Source organism: Bacillus sp. 7884-1, from assembly GCF_002272245.1.
Lineage (GTDB): Bacteria > Bacillota > Bacilli > Bacillales > Cytobacillaceae > Neobacillus.
Window position 1 is genome coordinate 28278 of sequence record NZ_NPDD01000078.1, and the last position, 17672, is coordinate 45949.

Here is a 17672-nt window from a genome sequence, read left to right on the forward strand (position 1 = left end):
TTTAATATAATATTCTATAGTATTTTCAGTTCTTTTGAAAATATTTTCTTACATCATTTCTTCTGCATAATGGCAGCTTACAAAATGATTCGTTCCTAATTCCCTTATGACTGGCTCTTCCACCTTGCATTTTTCAGTAGCAAAAGGACAGCGAGTATGAAAACGGCAGCCACTTGGCGGATTAATAGGGGAGGGGACATCTCCTTTTAAGAGTATACGCTCCCGTTTTATAACCGGGTCTGGGACAGGAATCGATGATAATAGTGCCTTCGTATATGGATGAAGAGGTGAATCAAATAAATCCTTTTTATCTGCAATCTCAACGACTTTCCCAAGGTACATAACCATGACCCGATCAGAAATATGTCTGACTACACTCAAGTCGTGGGAGATAAATAAAAAGGTAAGTCCAAATTGCTTTTGCAGTTTCTTTAGTAGATTTAAGACTTGTGCTTGAACAGATACATCCAAGGCCGATACAGCTTCATCGCATATTATTAGTTTAGGATTAACTGCAAGGGCTCTGGCAATCCCAATTCGTTGACGCTGACCGCCGCTAAATTCGTGAGGATAGCGGTCAAGTGCCTCTTGAGGAAGCCCGACATAGCCAAGAAGTTCAAGCATTCGGTCCATTCTTTTTGACTTTTCCACTACATCCTGGATGGACATGGCTTCATTTAAAATTTGCTTAACGGTTTGCCTCGGGTTAAGAGAAGCAAAAGGATCCTGAAATATTACTTGTAAATCCCCTCGAAGCTTTCTCATTTCTTTCTTATTTAATCCTAAAATGTCTGTCCCTGAATAATAAACCTTTCCATCTGTAGGTTCATCAAGTCTTAAAATCGCACGGCCTGTTGTGGATTTTCCACAGCCAGATTCACCTACAATACTTAAAGTCTCTCCTTCGTATAGCTTGAAGGAGATGTCGTCTACTGCTTTTACATAGGCTTTAGGCTTAAAAAGAGAGTCTGTTTTAACAGGGAAATATTGCTTTAAATGGTCTACTTGTAATAATACTTTCTTGTCTGCTACAGCCTGCATCATTTTACAGCCTCCTCTTTTGCAACTTTTTCTGTCCATTGATCAGTATACATCCAGCAGCGAACCTTTACACCATCATTTTGTTCAATGAGCTCTGGCTGCTGCTCGTGACATATCGGTTGCTGAAGAGGACATCTTGAAGCAAATCGGCAGCCAGAGGGCATATTGTAAGGACTTGGAACACTGCCTTCAATTGTTTGTAATTCTTCCTGGTCCTCATGAATTTTTGGCAGTGAGTCTAGTAAACCTTGTGTGTAAGGGTGTCTTGGATTTGCAAAAATTTTCTCGGTTGGTGCATGTTCGATAATATTACCTGCATACATGACAGCTACTGTATCACAAGTTTCCGCCACTACGCCTAAATCATGGGTAATCATAATGACGCCCATACCAAGCTTATTTTGCAAGTCTTTAATCAACTCTAGGATCTGAGCTTGAATGGTTACATCCAATGCTGTTGTTGGTTCGTCTGCAATTAATACCTCAGGCGTACATGCAAGTGCCATAGCAATCATGACACGCTGACGCATTCCGCCGCTTAATTGGAAAGGCTCTTGTTTTGCCCTTTTTTCCGGGGAAGGGATACCAACAAGCTTTAACATTTCGACTGCCTTTTCCCATGCAGCTTTACGACCCATTTTTTGATGCAATCGTAACGCTTCTGCAATTTGTTCACCAACCGGTAAAACTGGATTCAATGATGTCATCGGTTCTTGAAAAATCATCGAGATTTCATTTCCACGTACTTTTCTCATTTCATCTTCAGACATTGTCACTAAATCTTTTCCTTTATAAAGAACCTGTCCGCCAGCTATTTTACCAGGAGGGGAGGGGATTAAACGCAGAATGGAAAGAGATGTTATACTTTTTCCACATCCTGATTCACCGACAATTCCTAAGGTTTCCCCTTTATGCAAAGTAAAATCTATGCCATCAACCGCCTTACTTACGCCGCGCTTTGTAAAGAAATGTGTTTTTAATCCTTTTACTTCTAATATAGGTTTTTTATATTCAGCCACCATATTCACCACCTGTTAATTTAATTTAATTCAATTCGTTTATTAAAGAATCGGTAAAGGACATCGACAAGCAAATTCACTACGACGAAAACGAGAGAGGCAACTAATACCCCGCCTTGAACCATTGGTAGATCCCGCATTCGAATCGAGTCAACAATCATTCTTCCTAGTCCATTAATAGCGAAGATTGATTCAACAAGAACCGTTCCGCCTAGCAAAGCGCCAAATTGTAATCCAACTACTGTAATGACTGGAATTAACGCATTCCGTAACCCGTGCTTATAGATAATCACACTTTCACGTACTCCTTTGGCACGAGCTGTACGGATATAATCCTGGCCAATAACTTCAAGCATACTTGATCTCGTCATTCGCGCTACAATGGCCGCTCCACCCGCACCTAATGTCAGAGCAGGCAGAATAACATGAAGGATGCTGTCCCAACCGGCAACAGGGAGGATTTGCAGTTTTACTGAGAAGAAATACATTAACATTAATCCAAACCAAAAGCTTGGTAATGAAATACCTAGTAGAGCTACGATCATAACCGTTGTATCTTTTAGGGAATAGGGCTTAATCGCTGAAATAATACCAGCAGCCATTCCTAAAACGATTGTTATTAGAATACTAAAAAAAGCAAGCTCAATTGTAATCGGTAATCTGACTAATATTTCATCAAGGACAGGCTGGCTATTTTTAAGTGAAACCCCGAAATCTCCCCGAAAGACGTTTATCAAATAATCAAAATATTGTACGAAAAGCGGTCTGTTTAATCCTAGTTGCTCCCGTAAGTCTTCAATCGTTTCTTTTGAAGCACCTTCACCAGCCAGCAAAACGGCTGGGTCCCCCGGTACAAGCTGCATAATAAAGAACACCACAAATGTTACCCCTATAACTACCGGGATGGTTTGCATTAAACGGCGTAATATAAACATCAACATGTTGATCAACCTCCTTTATTTTTTCATTCTCGGATCGAATGCATCACGTAATCCATCACCAAAAATATTAAAACCTAATACTAATATGGAAATGGCCAACCCTGGAAAAATGGCGATATAAGGTGCAGAGAATAGGAAATCTCTGCCGCTGCTTAACATCGTTCCCCACTCTGGAGATGGTGGCTGCGCACCAAGACCAAGGAATGATAAACCTGCTGCTGAAAGAATGACTGTAGCTAGTCTTAGTGTTCCTTGTACAATAATAGGTGAAAGAATATTCGGTAAAATATGTTTAAAAATAATCGTTAAATCATTCGCTCCTAGTGAGCGGATGGCGTCAATATACTCGAGTCGTTTCACTTCTAAGGTCGAGCCGCGGACAATCCGGGCAAATAATGGAACAGAGTAGGCGCCAACGGCTATCGTTACATTGATTAGACCTGGGCCAAGTGCACTAATAATGGCTAAAGCAAGTAAGATTCCAGGGAATGCTAAGAGAATATCCATGATCCTCATGATGGTGGAATCGATCCATTTTCCATAATAACCTGCGATAAGTCCAAAAATAATTCCAAAAAAGGCACCAAAGATTACGGCAGTAATTCCAATTCCCATCGAAAGCCTGGAACCATATAGGATTCTGCTTAAAATATCTCTTCCTTTATCATCTGTACCCATCCAGTGATCTGCTGAGGGAGGTATTAATTTATTTTCTAATTTAATTTCGTATGGATCATAGGGAGCGAGTAATGGTGCGAAGAGTGCAACAAAAATATAGAAAAGAATGATGATTGCACCGACCATTGCCGCTTTATTCATTGTTAAAATAGATAAGAAATCTTTTATTTTAGATTCTTTAGGGTGATTCATTGTTTGTGTAATGATAACTGGTTGTTCTGTTTTTGCTTCTAGTGTCATGTAAAACCCTCCTTAATTTTTATTTGAAAGAATGAAGTCGTTTCTAGCTGCCATATCCTCCTTTCAGATACTGTTATTTTTTTTGGGATTATGTACAAAATTATCAAAATTTATAGGAAAGTAAATATTTTTTAAATTGTTTGTCAAAATACTTAAAATTTTAGTAAATATTCTGTAAATATTCCAGTTCATCATCTTCTATAATTCAGATAAGGATTTCGAAGGAGGTATGAAAATTACTTTTCCTTTTAAATTCAGAATGTAAATAAACAACAACAAAGGAGAGACGAAAATGGAGAGAAAAAAACGATCCATAAAAAAGGGCTTACTATTAGTTTTAATTGGTTTAATACTAATGGTGGCTCAAGCTTGTTCGACAAAATCAAATTCTTCTAACGAAGAAGCAAGTAAAACAGAGGGGACGAAACAAGGCGGTACATTAAATGTTGTTCGACTTTCTGATGCAACCAAGTTAGATCCACATTTTATTACGGATATCCCATCAGCAAATGTAGTTTATCAAAAAGTCTATCAAGGACTTGTAGTACCAGATAAAGATTTTAAAATTCAACCGCTTCTTGCAAAAGAGTGGACAGTAGTAAATGATACAACGTGGGAATTTAAATTAAGAGATGATGTAACATTCCATGATGGAGCACCTTTTAATGCTGAGGCCGTCAAAGCAACATTTGATCGTTTATTAGATCCTAATACAGGATCGCCGCAGCGTGAGAAATTCTCGATGATTACAGAAGTGAAAGTGGTAGATGAGTATACGGTTCAATTATCGCTTGCCTACCCATATGCACCCCTATTATCCATTTTGGCAAGTCAGGAAGGAAGCATCCTAAGTCCAAAAGCTTTAGCTGAAAATCCTGAAAATTTAGCGCAGCATCCAGTTGGCACAGGTCCATTTGTATTTGAAGCTTGGAAGAGCGGTCAGGAAATTTCATTAAAGAAAAATGAAAATTACTGGGGCAAAAAGCCAAATATTGATGGTGTTGTATTTAAGGTAGTTCCAGAGGATGCTACCCGTCTTGCGATGATTGAAACGGGTGAAGCACACATAAATGACCAAGTTCCTGTTACTGAAATTGAACGAATTGAAGCATCTGAAACAATGGGTCTGTATCGTACAGAGGGACTAGCTGTAGAATATGTTGGTTTTAACACAAAGAAAAAACCGTTTGATGATGTAAAAGTACGTAAAGCAATCAGCCATGCAATTGAAAGAGAAGCAATTATTAAAGGTGTTTACAATAACGTTGGAACTTTGGCAAACGTAGCAATGAGTCCGAAGGTTTATGGACATAGTAAAGAAGTTAAGCCATACAACTATGATTTAAATGAAGCTAAGAAATTGTTAAAAGAAGCAGGTTATGAAAATGGCCTTGAGCTTACATTGTTAACTAGCGATCGAAAAGAACGTATTAATATGGCTGAAGTTATTCAATCTCAATTAAAAGGTATCGGCATAAATGTAAAAATTCAAGTAATGGAATATGGTGCATATATAGAAATGGCCAATAATGGTGAGCATGATTTATTTATCGGCGGCTGGGGTAATGCAACAGGTGACGGAGACTACAATCAGTATAATTTATTCCACTCTGCATCACAGGGTCCTGCAGGAAACCATTTCTACTATAGTAATCCAGTGGTAGACCAAAAGATTGAAGCAGCACGTAAAGAAACAGCTGAAGCAAAACGTTTAAAGCTTTACGAAGAAGTAATGCAAATGGAAATTGACGAAGCAGTTTATATTCCAATCCGTAACTACGAGCACATGGCTGCTCATAGTAAAAACGTAAGTGGTTTTTGGCTAAATGCTGCAAACTATCTAATGATTGATGATGTAGTTATTAAGTAAAGGAATCAAAGGGAAAAGTACTTTTGAAAAAAAGTACTTTTCCTAATTTTCATAATAGGAGGAATAGGAATGACTACTTTTTGGCTAACGAATGTCCGTTTAGAAAAGGGTTTTAAATACGAAAATCATCGTATTGCTGGTACCGAGACGGAAATTTGCCACTTGCAAATTGAGGATGGAAAAATTACCGAAATCACGCAGGAATTACCTGATTCTGATGTAAAACAAATGGATGCAAATCAACAATTGCTGCTCCCATCATTAAGAGATATGCATATTCACATCGATAAAACCTACTACGGCGGACCTTGGAAGGCTTGTACTCCAATCACAAATGGTATTTTTACTAGATTAGAAGAGGAAAAAGAACTACTTCCCAAACTCCTGCCGACAGCACAGGAACGTGCAGAGAAAATGATTGAACTGTATTTGAAAAATGGACATACCCATATTCGGACCCACTGTAATGTGGACCCAGTGATAGGTCTTAAAAATCTAGAGGCAACAGTGAACGCCTTGAAAAAATACGAGGATGTTCTTACATATGAAATCGTTGCCTTTCCGCAGCATGGATTGTTGAAGAGTGACTCTGTCCAATTGATTCGAGATGCGATGAAGAATGGGGCAACACTTGTTGGCGGAGTTGACCCTGCTACAGTTGATCGAAATATTGAAAAATCTTTATATACGATATTTGAAATTGCTGTTGAAAACAATAAAGGTGTCGATATCCATTTACATGATCCAAACACTCTAGGAGCATTTACGTTTGAAAGAATGGCCCATTATACGAAAGAAGCCGGCCTAAAAGGCAGAGCTACCATCAGTCATGGTATAGCATTAGCAGATCTTCAGGGAGAAGCACTGAATGAAATGGCTGCTATTTTAAAAGAACAAGAGATTGATGTAACGACTACAGTACCAGTTAATCGTGCAACCATTCCGATACCAACTCTTGATAAGTTTGGTATTTCAGTATCTGTTGGCCATGACAGTATTACGGATCACTGGTCACCTTTTGGCACTGGGAATACGATTCAAAAGCTAGGAACTCTTGCTGAACGATTCCGTATGTCTGATGAATATTCTCTTGCAACTGCTTTGAAATTTGGAACAGGTGGAGTTACTCCGCTAAATGAAAAAGGAGAGCGCGTTTGGCCAAAGGTTGGCGATGAAGCTACTATGATGCTGGTAAACGCATCATGTTCAGCGGAAGCAGTCGCAAGGAGAGCAGCAGTGGAAGCATTATTTTTCAAAGGGAAAAAGGTTGAAAGTAAGTTAACAGAATCCAATCCAGTTCAAGTTTAAAGGAGGAATGAAAGAATGACCACTCCATATTGGTTAACAAATGTAAGATTAGAAACAGGATATATTCAGGATGGAAAAGGTGTTTACGAAACGAAAACAGAGCTTTTTCATTTGAAAATCGAGGATGGTAAAATTGTAGAGAAGAAATCTAATAGCTTTGCCATTCCACAAGCTGAGAAAACGATTGATGGAAAAGGACTATTAGCTCTTCCAACATTTAAAGAAATGCACAATCACTTAGATAAAACTTATCTTTCTCTTGATTGGAAGGCCCCTATTCCAGCAAACAATTTGGAAGAACGTTTACGGTTGGAAGCTATGGAACTTGAGGAATTAGCTCCAACAGCTAAGCAGCGGGCCAGTGCCATGATTGAGTTACTTCTTTCTAATGGTTCCACTCATATCCGGACACATGTGAACATCGATCCTTATATTGGCATGAAAAACCTAGAGGGTGTAAAAGCTGCGCTTGAGAATTATTCTGATAAGCTGACCTATGAAATCGTAGCATTCCCTCAACACGGTCTCCTAAGAGAAAATGTGATTCCATTGATGAAAGAAGCAATGAGGTCAGGAGCAAACCTAGTCGGTGGTCTAGATCCAGCTGGTATTGACCGTAATATCGAAAAATCACTTTATGAAGTAATGAATCTTGCGACCGAATTTGATGCCGATATTGATATTCATTTACATGATAATGGACATGTCGGCTTTTATACAGTCGATAAATTTGCTGAAATGGTTGAAGAAGCAAATTGGCACAATCGAGCAGCCGTTAGTCATGCTTTTAGTTTAGGAGAAGTGCCGGTACCTCAGCAGGAAGAAATCGCAGAAAAATTAAGCAGACTTGGTATGTCAATCATGTCGACCATCCCAATTACAAAAAACCTTCCGCCAATTGATTTGCTAGATCGAAAGGGTGTAAATGTCTACCTAGGATGCGACGGTTTCTATGATTCTTGGGGACCATACGGAACAGGGGATGTATTAGAGAAGGTAACACGATACGGTGAACTTTATCGAAGAAGTGATGAACGCTCATTAGCACAATCGTTAAAATTTGCGACAGGCGGTCTAACCCCTTTAACGAATGAAGGTGAAGTAGCCTGGCCTCTTGAAGGAGATGTAGCAAGTCTAGTTCTTGTCAATGCAACTTGTTCAGCAGAAGCGGTTGCAAGAACACCGAAGCGTGAGGCAGTTATTTTTCAAGGTAAAGTAGTATCAGGACAATTGTAAATTAAATGCCCCGCTATTTATTAATTAACGGGGCATTGTTTCGTCTTATGAGTCTGTGTGAAGTTTCTTATTTAAAAGTCTAAAAATCTTTAATGCTAATTGGATTTGAAGCAGTTCCTCTGAATTCTTTAAATCAGAATTTAATATTTCTTTGATTTTCTCTATTCTATAGATGAGTGTGTTCCGGTGCAAGAACATTGCTTTTGATGTTTCGCTGATATTAAGGTTATTCTGAAAATAATTCTCTAATGTAATAATGTAGCTTGTTCCATGTAATTGATCGTTTTCAAAAACTTTTCCAAGCCGCTTCATAAAAAATTCTTCTAATTCCATATCTTTAATATTGGAATCTAAAAAGTGATAGATTGAATGATCTTCAAAATGGGATACTCCGCCACTATTTTTAAATTTTTGCATTAATCTTATTGATTCATTTGCTTCTGAAAAGCTTTTATGAAGAGAACGAATCGTTCCGTACTGTCTGCCAATTCCGATTAAGAAGGTAGAATTGGTTATTTGCTTAGTCAGGATACTGTATAGGTTATTAGTGTATTGTTTTGCTTCATAAACAGAAACTGCTGGCCGATTTTCGTGCTGACCAATTAAGATGATGATTCGATTGTTTCGATGGAAGCAGGTAACTTCTCCGTCTGCTTTATTAGCGTAATCATAAATTAAATCAACACATTTTCTAGCCTTATTCTCTAAGCTAACCCTTCTAGCCACCATGTCCTCATACTGCTGAAACTCCTCTGATTCTATATTAATCACAATACAGTAATACATATAATTTGAGTGAAGTCCATGCATTTCACTTAGTGTGTGGATGGTTTCGCTAGAGGTTATTTTTCCAGTTAGCAAATCATCGAAAAAGTCCTGTCTGATTTTTAATTTTACTTCCTCTATTTCCTTGGCTTTTATCCTTTCAAGTGCTATGTTTGTCGATGCTTGTTCTAAAATAATGAAGTCAAATTCAGATAGTTCACTTACTGTTTGCCATACAATTATATATCCATAAATAGAGCTTCCTGCTGCAACAGGCAGGATTCTACATTTTATTTCCATGCCTTCTAAATAATAAATTCGTTTAATTGTCTTTTTTATTTCACTAATATTTTTTGGAATAGAGTCAATGAATTCTTTTGAGAACACGGGTCTATTTTTCACCAATTCAAGACAGTATGAAAGCGGAACTTTATTATTTACATGTTCTGTAAAGTCCACTAGCTTCCATTCTTCATTTACAAAAATAATCGGATTATTAATGGTCTCAGATAACATCGATAAAACTCTATCAATTCCGCCGCCTTCAAGTGTAATTCTAAAAAATAGATTATGTATGTCTAGGGTTTTTCTATTTAATAAATCGTATCTTCCTGATGCTTTTTCATTAATAATCGAGATGACCCTTGATAAAGTATATTCAAATGGTAACTCCAGTAAAGGTAATCCAAGCTTGTTTGCTTGGTCAATCATGTTCTGTGGGAGTTTATCAAAGTATCTTTTCATTTTGATCACTAGTCCGGCACAGTTAATTTCTGAAAGCTCCTTAATGATTCGATTTTGTAATTCTTCATTGTCTTTAAAAATATATCCTGTAGATAATAGCAGTTCATTTGGTGAAAGCCAGTCGAATGCCTCAGGATTTTCAATAATATTAACAATGGTTATCTCATTATTAATTCCTGTTTCCCCAGCTACTATTTTTAATCCATCAATGGCTTTAATTGCAAAAAGGTCTTTAACAGTCAACAATCTTTACACATCCTAAATTATCATTTCATCACTATTTATTGTACAACATGCTCAAATGAATTCAAGTCTTTTTGGTTCCGATAAACAATGACGATTATAGGCATTAGAATTAAAATGGTATATAGAATAAGGGGTAGAAAGTTATTATTACCAAAAAGGGAGGTATATATATCCTGTAGGTATCTTCAGTCAAACTAAACATAAATCATTGTGCATATCGCCTAATTGAATTGGTGTTATTTTGGGCAAGATAACCATAAAGTATTAGAAGTTTTTCTTAAACTTTGTTTTTTTTACTGCCAAATATGATCCGAGCTTTGACACTTTTAGAAATTTGAAAGGTTACTAAATCCTCTATGAATACAGAAAACAAATACTTAAGTGGGTTTCAATGGTTTGTCTATTTGATGGCTAATTCTATTGCACTTCCAATTGTAATTGGAAATGTATTTCTGCTTACTGCAACTGAAATATCAGCTTTAATGCAGCGAACTTTTTTTATCGTCGGGCTTAGTTCGTTTATGCAGGCGAAATTCGGCCATCGATTTCCCATTGCAGATGGGCCAGCCGGTTCTTGGGTAAGTATTTTTGTTATTTTTGCAAGTATTGGCACGCAGCAAGGAATGACCATGATCGAGACATTACAAACACTTGAGGCTGGTTTAATCGTTGCTGGATTATTATTATTTATGCTAGGGATAACAAAGTGGGTTCAACATTTATTGTTTCTCTTTACACCAATTGTAACTGGCACGTTTCTGTTTATTTTAGCCATACAATTAAGTGGAGTCTTTATTAAAGGGATGGTGTCAATAGATAACAGGACCGGTCAGATAGATGTGGTCAGCTTTCTCCTCTCAATTTTTGTTTTTATTATTATTATTATATTTTCTTCAAAAGCTAAAGGGTGGTTAAAGAGCTATGCCATCTTATTAGGAATCTTGGCAGGGTGGATTACATTTCTTGTTTTTGGAAAAGGTCATCTTAGCATTTCAATCTATACTGATTTTATTGAGCTCCCGGAAATTTTCCCATGGGGTTTCCCAAAAATAACTGGGGGTGTATTGGTTACAGCTATTTTATTCACCTTTTTACTTATTTCTAATACATTTGCTGCCATTTCTGCTGCAGAGGAATCAATTCCAAATAATAAAGGACAATTCCATGAAAAACTTATTCGGGGAACGTGGATAGGGGGAGTTTCTCATCTTTTTTCTGCAGTATTCTCAACAATTGCTGTTGTACCATTGCCAGCTACAGCTGGTTTTGTCAGATTAACAAAACAATATCGTATTATTCCTTTTTTGTTTGCTTGTGGGATTATGGTAATCATTTCATTATCTCCTAGTATTGTTGGCTTGTTGGCCACCTTACCTTTACCAGTAGCCAGCGCAGCACTTCTAGCCACACTAATCGAGATGCTTGGAATAGCGATTCGCTCACTGACAAAACAGCCGTTAAATGACAGGAATATTACTATTATTGGGATATCTTTACTATTTGGGATAGGAGTCATGTTTTTACCCGATGAGACCTTTAACGGTCTTCCATATATCATACAAAATATAGGGAAAAATGGTTTATTAGTAGGAACATTTCTAGCGATTATTTTTGAACAACTTTGGAAACCAAAAAATTAAGCTGCAGAGGCATATGTTCTGCAGCTTCACTATTTTAATTGCTGATTTGAGAAAATATATCACATGATCTATTGTTTCATGAACATACATCAATAGGGTGTATAATCAACGTTTGGCGTATATTTATTGGTTGCATTCCATAACAAATATTCATTGATTCCCTGTTCATGTAATGCTCGGATTTGATCTTCTACTTCTTTCTTGCCATAGACCTTATAATTACCATTTCCAAGCCAAGAAGCAGTGAAATCTTGCAGCCATGGCCGAGATATAGGGGGATTATTTAACTTCTTTAATCGTTCCTTTTCAACCTTAGCATAGCCCTCAACGAGGTGATAGGGCTGTAAATCTGGCTTTTGAATACCAAATATGGAGGTCCAATGACTTGGATAAATCATCGCAGAAATGACATCAACATTTTGTGCGATATTCGTGAAATTCTGCCCAATTCCTGCTGCTTCAGGAATGACGGTTGCATTTCCAAAGACATCGACTGAAACCTTCACATTGTAGGGCTTGAGTTTTTCTCTAGCGTATCTTACAAATTCACTTACAGCCCTAACCCTAATCCCTTGAAATGCCGATTTATCGTAGACAAGCTGGTTTTCCACCCTTTCAAACTTCTCAGGAAATCGTACATAATCAAATTGAATTTCTTTGAACCCTAAATTTACTGCTTCTATAGCCAGGCCGATATTATAATCCCAAACTTCCTTAAGAAAGGGGTTAGTGAAGGAATCACCCCGAGCGTTTTTCCATACTCCATTAGTGGTTTTATAAGATAAATTTGGGTACTTATTGGCCAGTACATTATCCTTAAAAACGACAATTCTGGCGATTGGGTAAATGTTATTCTTCTTTAACGTGTTCATGAGTGAAGAAGGATTTGGAATGTATGGACGGCCGATTGAGTAATAGGGTGATTTTTTTGAAGGGATGAAGGTAAGATTCCCATGATCATCTTTAATATCAATAACCATTGCGTTTAAATCGGTACTGTTAACGAGAGAAAGCAATTGATTAAATAAGGGTTTATTTGTATTTGGAGCATTTACATAGATACCTCTGATGGGTTCTGGAAATGGTTTAGAAGCTTGAACAATTTCATGAAATGGAAGGCTGAAGGATAGTAGGATGACATAAAGGGTTAGTAGATATTTTCTCATAACATCGCTCCTTTGTTGTTTATTACCTATTAGAATGTGCAGCAAAGGTGATTTTTATAAAAAAGAGCTATCTTGAAGATCAAGATAGCCCAATTTTTAAAAAATCAATTTCAATCCAACTAAGATAAGTCCGATTAGGAATCCGCAGACGGCGCCATTTACTCGGATCCATTGCAGGTCTTTTCCAACATTGTTTTCAATCATATCAATGAGTGTTTTATTATCGAGTTTTTCGAGATTTTCTGCAACGAGTCTTCCAATTTTCGCATGATTATTATCCACAAAAATAGAAATTTGATTCTGAATCCAAGACTCAATAGCGACGACTTTTTCATTATCTGCTTTCAGGTTTTCAAGTGCCTTTGATAAAAGAGGAAGGAGATAATCCTCGTAAAAATTAGGTACTTCGATAAGGAAACTAGCTTTTTGTTTTAGCTGTTCAACAAATTCCGTGATTTTATCCTCTAACTTCCATTCTGAAATCATTTGTTCCTTTATTGTGTTTAATTCCAAAGCGAGATTTTCGTCGGATTTAATATCTTGTAGTTTTGTATTTATATGAAAAAGTAAGGTTTGCCTATTTTGATTAAAGGGATCACTAAAGCTTTTTACACCTTTTTGTATAAGACCTTGAATAATATTCCCTAATTTCTCCTCATTGACAATGTTCGTAAATGATTTAAGTGCAAATTGCATAAAACCATCTGCTTTGATATTTTCAAGTGCATCTACTGCCATCCTGCCAAGTCTTTCTTTTGTACTTTCCTTTTTTGCCCAGTCATCTACCTCTTTTAGGATAAAATCAAGTGCTTTTTCATCATACTTCCTATTTAGCAGTTGATCAATGGCTAGGGGAAGGTAGTTACTTACATCTAAATCTTTAAGCTTTAATTTCAACTCTTCTGCAATGATGGGTGCCAGCTTTTTACTGTCAATAGAATGAAGTAAATGTTGAATCAAATTAACAACGGCTTTTCTCACGTGTTGTCCGCTTAGAGAATTCTGTGCTAAATGAAATAGCTTCTCGGTAAATGAAATGCTCGATATTTTTTTTCTAATGCTTTCTTTGGTCAGCCAATCATTTTCAAGCATTGAAATAATTGCTGCAATAATTCTTTTTCGGTTTTTCGGTAAAAGTGCTGTATGAGGTATTGGTATACCTAGAGGGTGACGAAATAATGCAGTAACTGCAAACCAATCGGCAAGTCCCCCGACCAACCCTGCTTCAAATCCCCCTTGAAGGATTATTCCCCAAAGGGAATCCTGAAAAGGAAATGTAGCGACAAAACCTACTCCCATTACAGCTAGAGAAATCGTCGCTAAGTGCTTCGATTTATTCTTTTTTCTCGACATCTTTGAATCCCTCATTTTTTTACTAAAGTATGCTAGCTAATGCTATTATCTCAATATCGCAAAAAAAAGCAAAAAAAAACTCCTATCTAATGAGAGGAGTTTTCCATTTTTCTCTTTTCAGGTTTAATATGCGTTATAAGCCCATCTAATTCCGTGATATAAAACTGTGTTTCGGGGGCAGATTTCAAATGTTTTTCTTGAAGTAATTGGTAATAGTTAACTCTTCGATTTGGATCAAAGCGCAGCATCGGGTATTCCTTGTGTTCCTTGACGAACAAGTCTACTGCTTTTTGAACCATGTCCATTTCAACAGGAATTTTCTTGTCCTTTTCCTCAAAAAGATCATAGGTTTCTTTAGACATATAATACCTATTAGAAGGAATCCCGCCTAAAATATTGGCAAGCTGTTTAAAATCGATACTGTTATCGTCCTGGACAATAATCGTACGGTATACACCTTTTGGCAGATTATCTGAAAATTGTCTCACAGCTTTCCGAACTTGATCAATGGTGACATCAATAATGGGATGGTCATTAGTCTCTTTTTGTACTCTTTCTATGTCGAAATCTTTCTGAGAAATGTCTTTTACAGGCTTTTTAAAATACTTTTGGACCATTACGTACCCAGTAAGTCCTCCAATTCCAATTCCAATAAAAGTAAATATTACGGTTAGCCACGGTTGAAAATCGAATTGGGCATCTAAGAAAAAGCCAAGTTTATAAAACCCAAAGACTGTTAAGGCGATTGTTAACCCAAATACCATGTTTAGTGAAAGGGTTTTCATTAAAAAGTTTGAAAACTCGTTCCAATGTTGATCGTTAAAGTTTTTTTCATTGTTAAGAAATTTTCTAACCTCCTTTTTCATTTCTTCTGACACTTTGTTTTCTTCGAAGAAGGACTCTAAATATTCACTTTTCGTTTTATCATTATTTTTTAAAATACAAGCTGTTTTCTCTGTTTTTCCTTTTGTGTAATGAATGTAAATATATTTTTCTTCAAAGCCCAATTCAAGATTCTCTGTTACTCTGCCTAAGTATTTGGTAAACTTGTGTTTCATATTTTACGCCCCCTTACTATCTTTATGCACAAATGATTGGGAACGGAATGATTTCTCTTTCACTTCCATTAGTATTTCTTTAGACTGGGCTTTCTCGTCCAAAATCATTAACCTGGCTTCGTGCTCACTATGCTTTATGATTTCCCTGGCATCTTTTCTAGCTTGCTTAAGAACTTCGGTACTAAGTTCCAGATTTTTCTTAGCTTCCTGCTTATATTGTTCTGTTAGTTGAAGCTGATTTTCAATATGTTGTTTTCTGCTATCCAAGACACCAACTAACTTCTTGAAAACAAGTTTTTTTAAAATAAAGACTAAAACAGTAAAAATAAGAGCTTGATAAATCATGGTTCCAAAAGAGATGGGGAGTCCAAACAGTGGATAGCACCGATGAAGACACAGAATGCCTGCCAAATGAGGAGAGGAATAGCTGCTTGTGAAGCAACAGCAAATCCATGGGTTACAGCACCAGCAAGTAGAGCAAGCATTACTTCCCCAGCATATATATTACCAAATAATCTTAGCCCTAAGGTTAAAGTTGTAGCAAATTGTTCCAAAATATTAATGGCAAACAAAGCTTTAAAGGGTTTGAAAGAGCTGGTAAAGTAATGATTAAATCCGTTTAGATGAATGTCGATGAAATGTGTGTAGGCAATGATCATGATGGCTAATGTCATAGTGACATGAGCATCAGCGGTCGGGGAGCGCCACCATGAAACGGGGGGTTCTTCAATGGTTATGATGGAAAAAGGGACACCTAAAAGATTGGCAATAAACAAATACATTAAAAGAGATACCCCAGTAGACAAAATAAATAAATTGTTGTTAGGACCCATTGAATTATTCATGATATCCCTAACAAAGTCCATGATCCATTCCATAAAGTTTTGCCATTTTTTAGGTATCCCTTTTGTGAGGTTTCTTGTAGCAAGGTAGGCTATCAGAAAGACCAAAATCGAAGCGATAGTGGTGGTCAAGATAATGGATAAATCGAAGGTTAAATTAAATAGTACTACTTGTGGCCTAGAATGTTCCATGATGTCTAACCCCTTTCTTATAGTAGGTTAAATAAGCTTTACTGCTTAAACACTAAGAAATATGTACTAGGTTGCGCTTTCATTATAAAGCTAATCAAATGTTATTGCAACATAGTTCATAAATTATTGCTAATTTTCTGAATAATTAAGTTAGCATGGTTACAAACAATCTTAAGATATAGTTAGTTATACAATTTATATTGTTCAGAATAGGAATAATAAAGGAAAAAGGGCAGCCAGTTAAGATGGCTGCCCTAAGTTGTCTTTTGGAGGAGAACTAGTTTATCGCCATAGTCTCCTTAAAAGTTATTTGAATTTCATTCATTTCGTCGTTATAGGAAAGGCAGGTTTCAGTATCCTCGAAGAACCATACATCATTTCCTTCTACATAGAAGTTAATCCCATTAATTTCTTTCATAAAGCCAACATTTGATGGTGCCTCTGCTGAAAATGCAAGGCTAAAGCCCTTGTTTTTTTCACCGAAACCACTGTATCGTGGAAACATTCTTACGGTATTGATCTCGAATTCATTTGTAAACCACTTTGCAGCTTTTTCATCAATTGAAATTAACATAATATGCACCAACCTTTTCAAAATGGTAATATCCATAACTAAGATTGAAAATCTGGAAATTTAAAAGAAATGGTTTTCACTTCTTATGATATAAGATTAAGGCTTTTTGTTAGGATTGCATGTGATATTTTTCACAAGGAAACCTCTTATAGGACTGATTTTATAAATCGTTCATATTTCCGCAATAATCATATAAAAGGTGGATACTAAAATAAAAATCGTTCAGTATTGTTTTGGAATTTGTAACATATTTAAAGTGTTAAAGATGATAAAATATATTTACTACGAAAAGGGAGTTATTACAATGGAGCAAAAACTTGATAAATTGACTGAGAACATATCCGATATAAAAACGTTAATTCATACTTTTAATAAAACCTTAGAAAATATTGAGCACAGACTTTCCCGATTGGAGCAAATGGACAGTATTGAGCATCGAGTAGAGGTTAACCAGATTGACTTGTCAGATATAAAAGAATCACTGCAGCGTATTGAAGAGGTACAGAGCACTGTAGTAAAAGAAATAAAGAATCATTCAGGAAATGGTGAGCATATTCAACATATTAATCGTCGCCTGGATTCGCACCTCATTAAATTAGCCCGAGCAGAAGAAGATATCATTATCTTAAAAAATAAATAATTACAATAAAAAAAGATCAGAAGCGTATAAATCTGATCTTTTTTATTATTTGGCTGTGTTAAATTTGTCCGTTGATTTGTGCTCCACTAAGGAATGCTTCTTCGAATAATCACCGCAGG

At 36.5% G+C, this 17672-nt stretch carries 16 protein-coding genes; 5 read left to right on the forward strand and 11 right to left on the reverse strand.

What is annotated here, in order from left to right; translation table 11 throughout:
* Positions 1 to 48: 48 nt before the first annotated feature.
* From CHI06_RS10405 to CHI06_RS10420, 4 genes are read right to left on the reverse strand one after another with little or no spacing between them, the layout of a single operon-like run.
* On the reverse strand, positions 49 to 1041 hold the full coding sequence (locus CHI06_RS10405) for an ABC transporter ATP-binding protein (protein ID WP_095248494.1): 993 nt from the start codon (positions 1039 to 1041) through the stop codon (positions 49 to 51).
* A complete protein-coding gene (locus CHI06_RS10410; protein ID WP_095248495.1) occupies positions 1041 to 2060 on the reverse strand; it encodes an ABC transporter ATP-binding protein in 1020 nt (339 codons plus the stop codon). The genes CHI06_RS10405 and CHI06_RS10410 overlap by 1 nt, the downstream gene beginning before the upstream one ends.
* A gap of 20 nt (positions 2061 to 2080) precedes the next feature.
* On the reverse strand, positions 2081 to 3001 hold the full coding sequence (nikB, locus tag CHI06_RS10415) for a nickel ABC transporter permease (RefSeq protein ID WP_095248479.1): 921 nt from the start codon (positions 2999 to 3001) through the stop codon (positions 2081 to 2083).
* A gap of 15 nt (positions 3002 to 3016) precedes the next feature.
* A complete protein-coding gene (locus tag CHI06_RS10420) occupies positions 3017 to 3871 on the reverse strand; it encodes an ABC transporter permease (RefSeq protein ID WP_257009235.1) in 855 nt (284 codons plus the stop codon).
* A gap of 340 nt (positions 3872 to 4211) precedes the next feature.
* Here CHI06_RS10420 and CHI06_RS10425 point away from each other — a divergent pair, with 340 nt between their 5' ends.
* The 3 genes from CHI06_RS10425 to CHI06_RS10435 all read left to right on the forward strand — a co-directional run bounded on the left by CHI06_RS10425 (position 4212) and on the right by CHI06_RS10435 (position 8333).
* Complete coding sequence (locus CHI06_RS10425) at positions 4212 to 5789, forward strand: glutathione ABC transporter substrate-binding protein (protein ID WP_095248481.1); 1578 nt, start codon at positions 4212 to 4214, stop codon at positions 5787 to 5789.
* A gap of 69 nt (positions 5790 to 5858) precedes the next feature.
* Complete coding sequence (locus CHI06_RS10430; RefSeq protein WP_095248482.1) at positions 5859 to 7097, forward strand: amidohydrolase family protein; 1239 nt, start codon at positions 5859 to 5861, stop codon at positions 7095 to 7097.
* Between the two features lie 15 nt (positions 7098 to 7112).
* Complete coding sequence (locus CHI06_RS10435) at positions 7113 to 8333, forward strand: amidohydrolase family protein (RefSeq protein ID WP_095248483.1); 1221 nt, start codon at positions 7113 to 7115, stop codon at positions 8331 to 8333.
* 45 nt (positions 8334 to 8378) lie between these two features.
* Here CHI06_RS10435 and CHI06_RS10440 read toward each other — a convergent pair whose 3' ends face one another.
* Positions 8379 to 10088, reverse strand: a complete 1710-nt coding sequence (locus tag CHI06_RS10440) for a PucR family transcriptional regulator (RefSeq protein WP_095248484.1) — start codon at positions 10086 to 10088, stop codon at positions 8379 to 8381.
* Positions 10089 to 10444: 356 nt separating this feature from the next.
* Between CHI06_RS10440 and CHI06_RS10445 the strand changes: the two genes are divergently transcribed.
* The gene (locus CHI06_RS10445; RefSeq protein WP_095248485.1) at positions 10445 to 11728 is read left to right on the forward strand and encodes a purine/pyrimidine permease; all 1284 of its coding nucleotides are present in this window, start codon (positions 10445 to 10447) and stop codon (positions 11726 to 11728) included.
* An 89-nt stretch (positions 11729 to 11817) separates the two neighbouring features.
* Here the strand turns inward: CHI06_RS10445 and CHI06_RS10450 are convergent, their stop codons facing one another.
* The 6 genes from CHI06_RS10450 to CHI06_RS10475 all read right to left on the reverse strand — a co-directional run bounded on the left by CHI06_RS10450 (position 11818) and on the right by CHI06_RS10475 (position 16913).
* Positions 11818 to 12894, reverse strand: a complete 1077-nt coding sequence (locus CHI06_RS10450) for a putative glycoside hydrolase (RefSeq protein WP_095248486.1) — start codon at positions 12892 to 12894, stop codon at positions 11818 to 11820.
* A gap of 96 nt (positions 12895 to 12990) precedes the next feature.
* Positions 12991 to 14247 (reverse strand): DUF445 domain-containing protein, encoded by a 1257-nt coding sequence (locus tag CHI06_RS10455; RefSeq protein WP_095248487.1) that lies wholly within the window; start codon positions 14245 to 14247, stop codon positions 12991 to 12993.
* Between the two features lie 86 nt (positions 14248 to 14333).
* Positions 14334 to 15305, reverse strand: coding sequence for an AtpZ/AtpI family protein (locus CHI06_RS10460; protein WP_095248488.1), 972 nt, complete (start codon positions 15303 to 15305; stop codon positions 14334 to 14336).
* Between the two features lie 3 nt (positions 15306 to 15308).
* Positions 15309 to 15650, reverse strand: coding sequence for an ATP synthase F0 subunit B (locus CHI06_RS10465; RefSeq protein WP_095248489.1), 342 nt, complete (start codon positions 15648 to 15650; stop codon positions 15309 to 15311).
* Complete coding sequence (gene atpB, locus CHI06_RS10470; protein WP_095248490.1) at positions 15647 to 16339, reverse strand: F0F1 ATP synthase subunit A; 693 nt, start codon at positions 16337 to 16339, stop codon at positions 15647 to 15649. The genes CHI06_RS10465 and atpB overlap by 4 nt, the downstream gene beginning before the upstream one ends.
* 277 nt (positions 16340 to 16616) lie before the next feature.
* Entirely contained in the window at positions 16617 to 16913 is a 297-nt protein-coding gene (locus CHI06_RS10475) for a HesB/YadR/YfhF family protein (RefSeq protein WP_095248491.1), read from the reverse strand.
* Between the two features lie 304 nt (positions 16914 to 17217).
* Here CHI06_RS10475 and CHI06_RS10480 point away from each other — a divergent pair, with 304 nt between their 5' ends.
* Positions 17218 to 17553: a hypothetical protein gene (locus CHI06_RS10480; protein WP_206021638.1), complete on the forward strand. Its 336-nt coding sequence runs from the start codon at positions 17218 to 17220 to the stop codon at positions 17551 to 17553.
* Positions 17554 to 17672: the final 119 nt, after the last annotated feature.

Bases quoted from the DNA above. Each gene is read 5' to 3' on its own strand.
- CHI06_RS10475 (WP_095248491.1), bottom strand. From the start codon at position 16,913: ATGTTAATTTCAATTGATGAAAAAGCTGCAAAGTGGTTTACAAATGAA.
- CHI06_RS10460 (WP_095248488.1), bottom strand. From the start codon at position 15,305: ATGAAACACAAGTTTACCAAATACTTAGGCAGAGTAACAGAGAATCTT.
- CHI06_RS10405 (WP_095248494.1), bottom strand. From the start codon at position 1,041: ATGCAGGCTGTAGCAGACAAGAAAGTATTATTACAAGTAGACCATTTA.
- CHI06_RS10425 (WP_095248481.1), top strand. From the start codon at position 4,212: ATGGAGAGAAAAAAACGATCCATAAAAAAGGGCTTACTATTAGTTTTA.
- CHI06_RS10480 (WP_206021638.1), top strand. From the start codon at position 17,218: ATGGAGCAAAAACTTGATAAATTGACTGAGAACATATCCGATATAAAA.
- CHI06_RS10465 (WP_095248489.1), bottom strand. From the start codon at position 15,650: ATGATTTATCAAGCTCTTATTTTTACTGTTTTAGTCTTTATTTTAAAA.
- CHI06_RS10445 (WP_095248485.1), top strand. From the start codon at position 10,445: ATGAATACAGAAAACAAATACTTAAGTGGGTTTCAATGGTTTGTCTAT.
- CHI06_RS10450 (WP_095248486.1), bottom strand. From the start codon at position 12,894: ATGAGAAAATATCTACTAACCCTTTATGTCATCCTACTATCCTTCAGC.
- CHI06_RS10420 (WP_257009235.1), bottom strand. From the start codon at position 3,871: ATGAATCACCCTAAAGAATCTAAAATAAAAGATTTCTTATCTATTTTA.
- nikB (WP_095248479.1), bottom strand. From the start codon at position 3,001: ATGTTGATGTTTATATTACGCCGTTTAATGCAAACCATCCCGGTAGTT.
- CHI06_RS10455 (WP_095248487.1), bottom strand. From the start codon at position 14,247: ATGTCGAGAAAAAAGAATAAATCGAAGCACTTAGCGACGATTTCTCTA.
- atpB (WP_095248490.1), bottom strand. From the start codon at position 16,339: ATGGAACATTCTAGGCCACAAGTAGTACTATTTAATTTAACCTTCGAT.
- CHI06_RS10430 (WP_095248482.1), top strand. From the start codon at position 5,859: ATGACTACTTTTTGGCTAACGAATGTCCGTTTAGAAAAGGGTTTTAAA.
- CHI06_RS10435 (WP_095248483.1), top strand. From the start codon at position 7,113: ATGACCACTCCATATTGGTTAACAAATGTAAGATTAGAAACAGGATAT.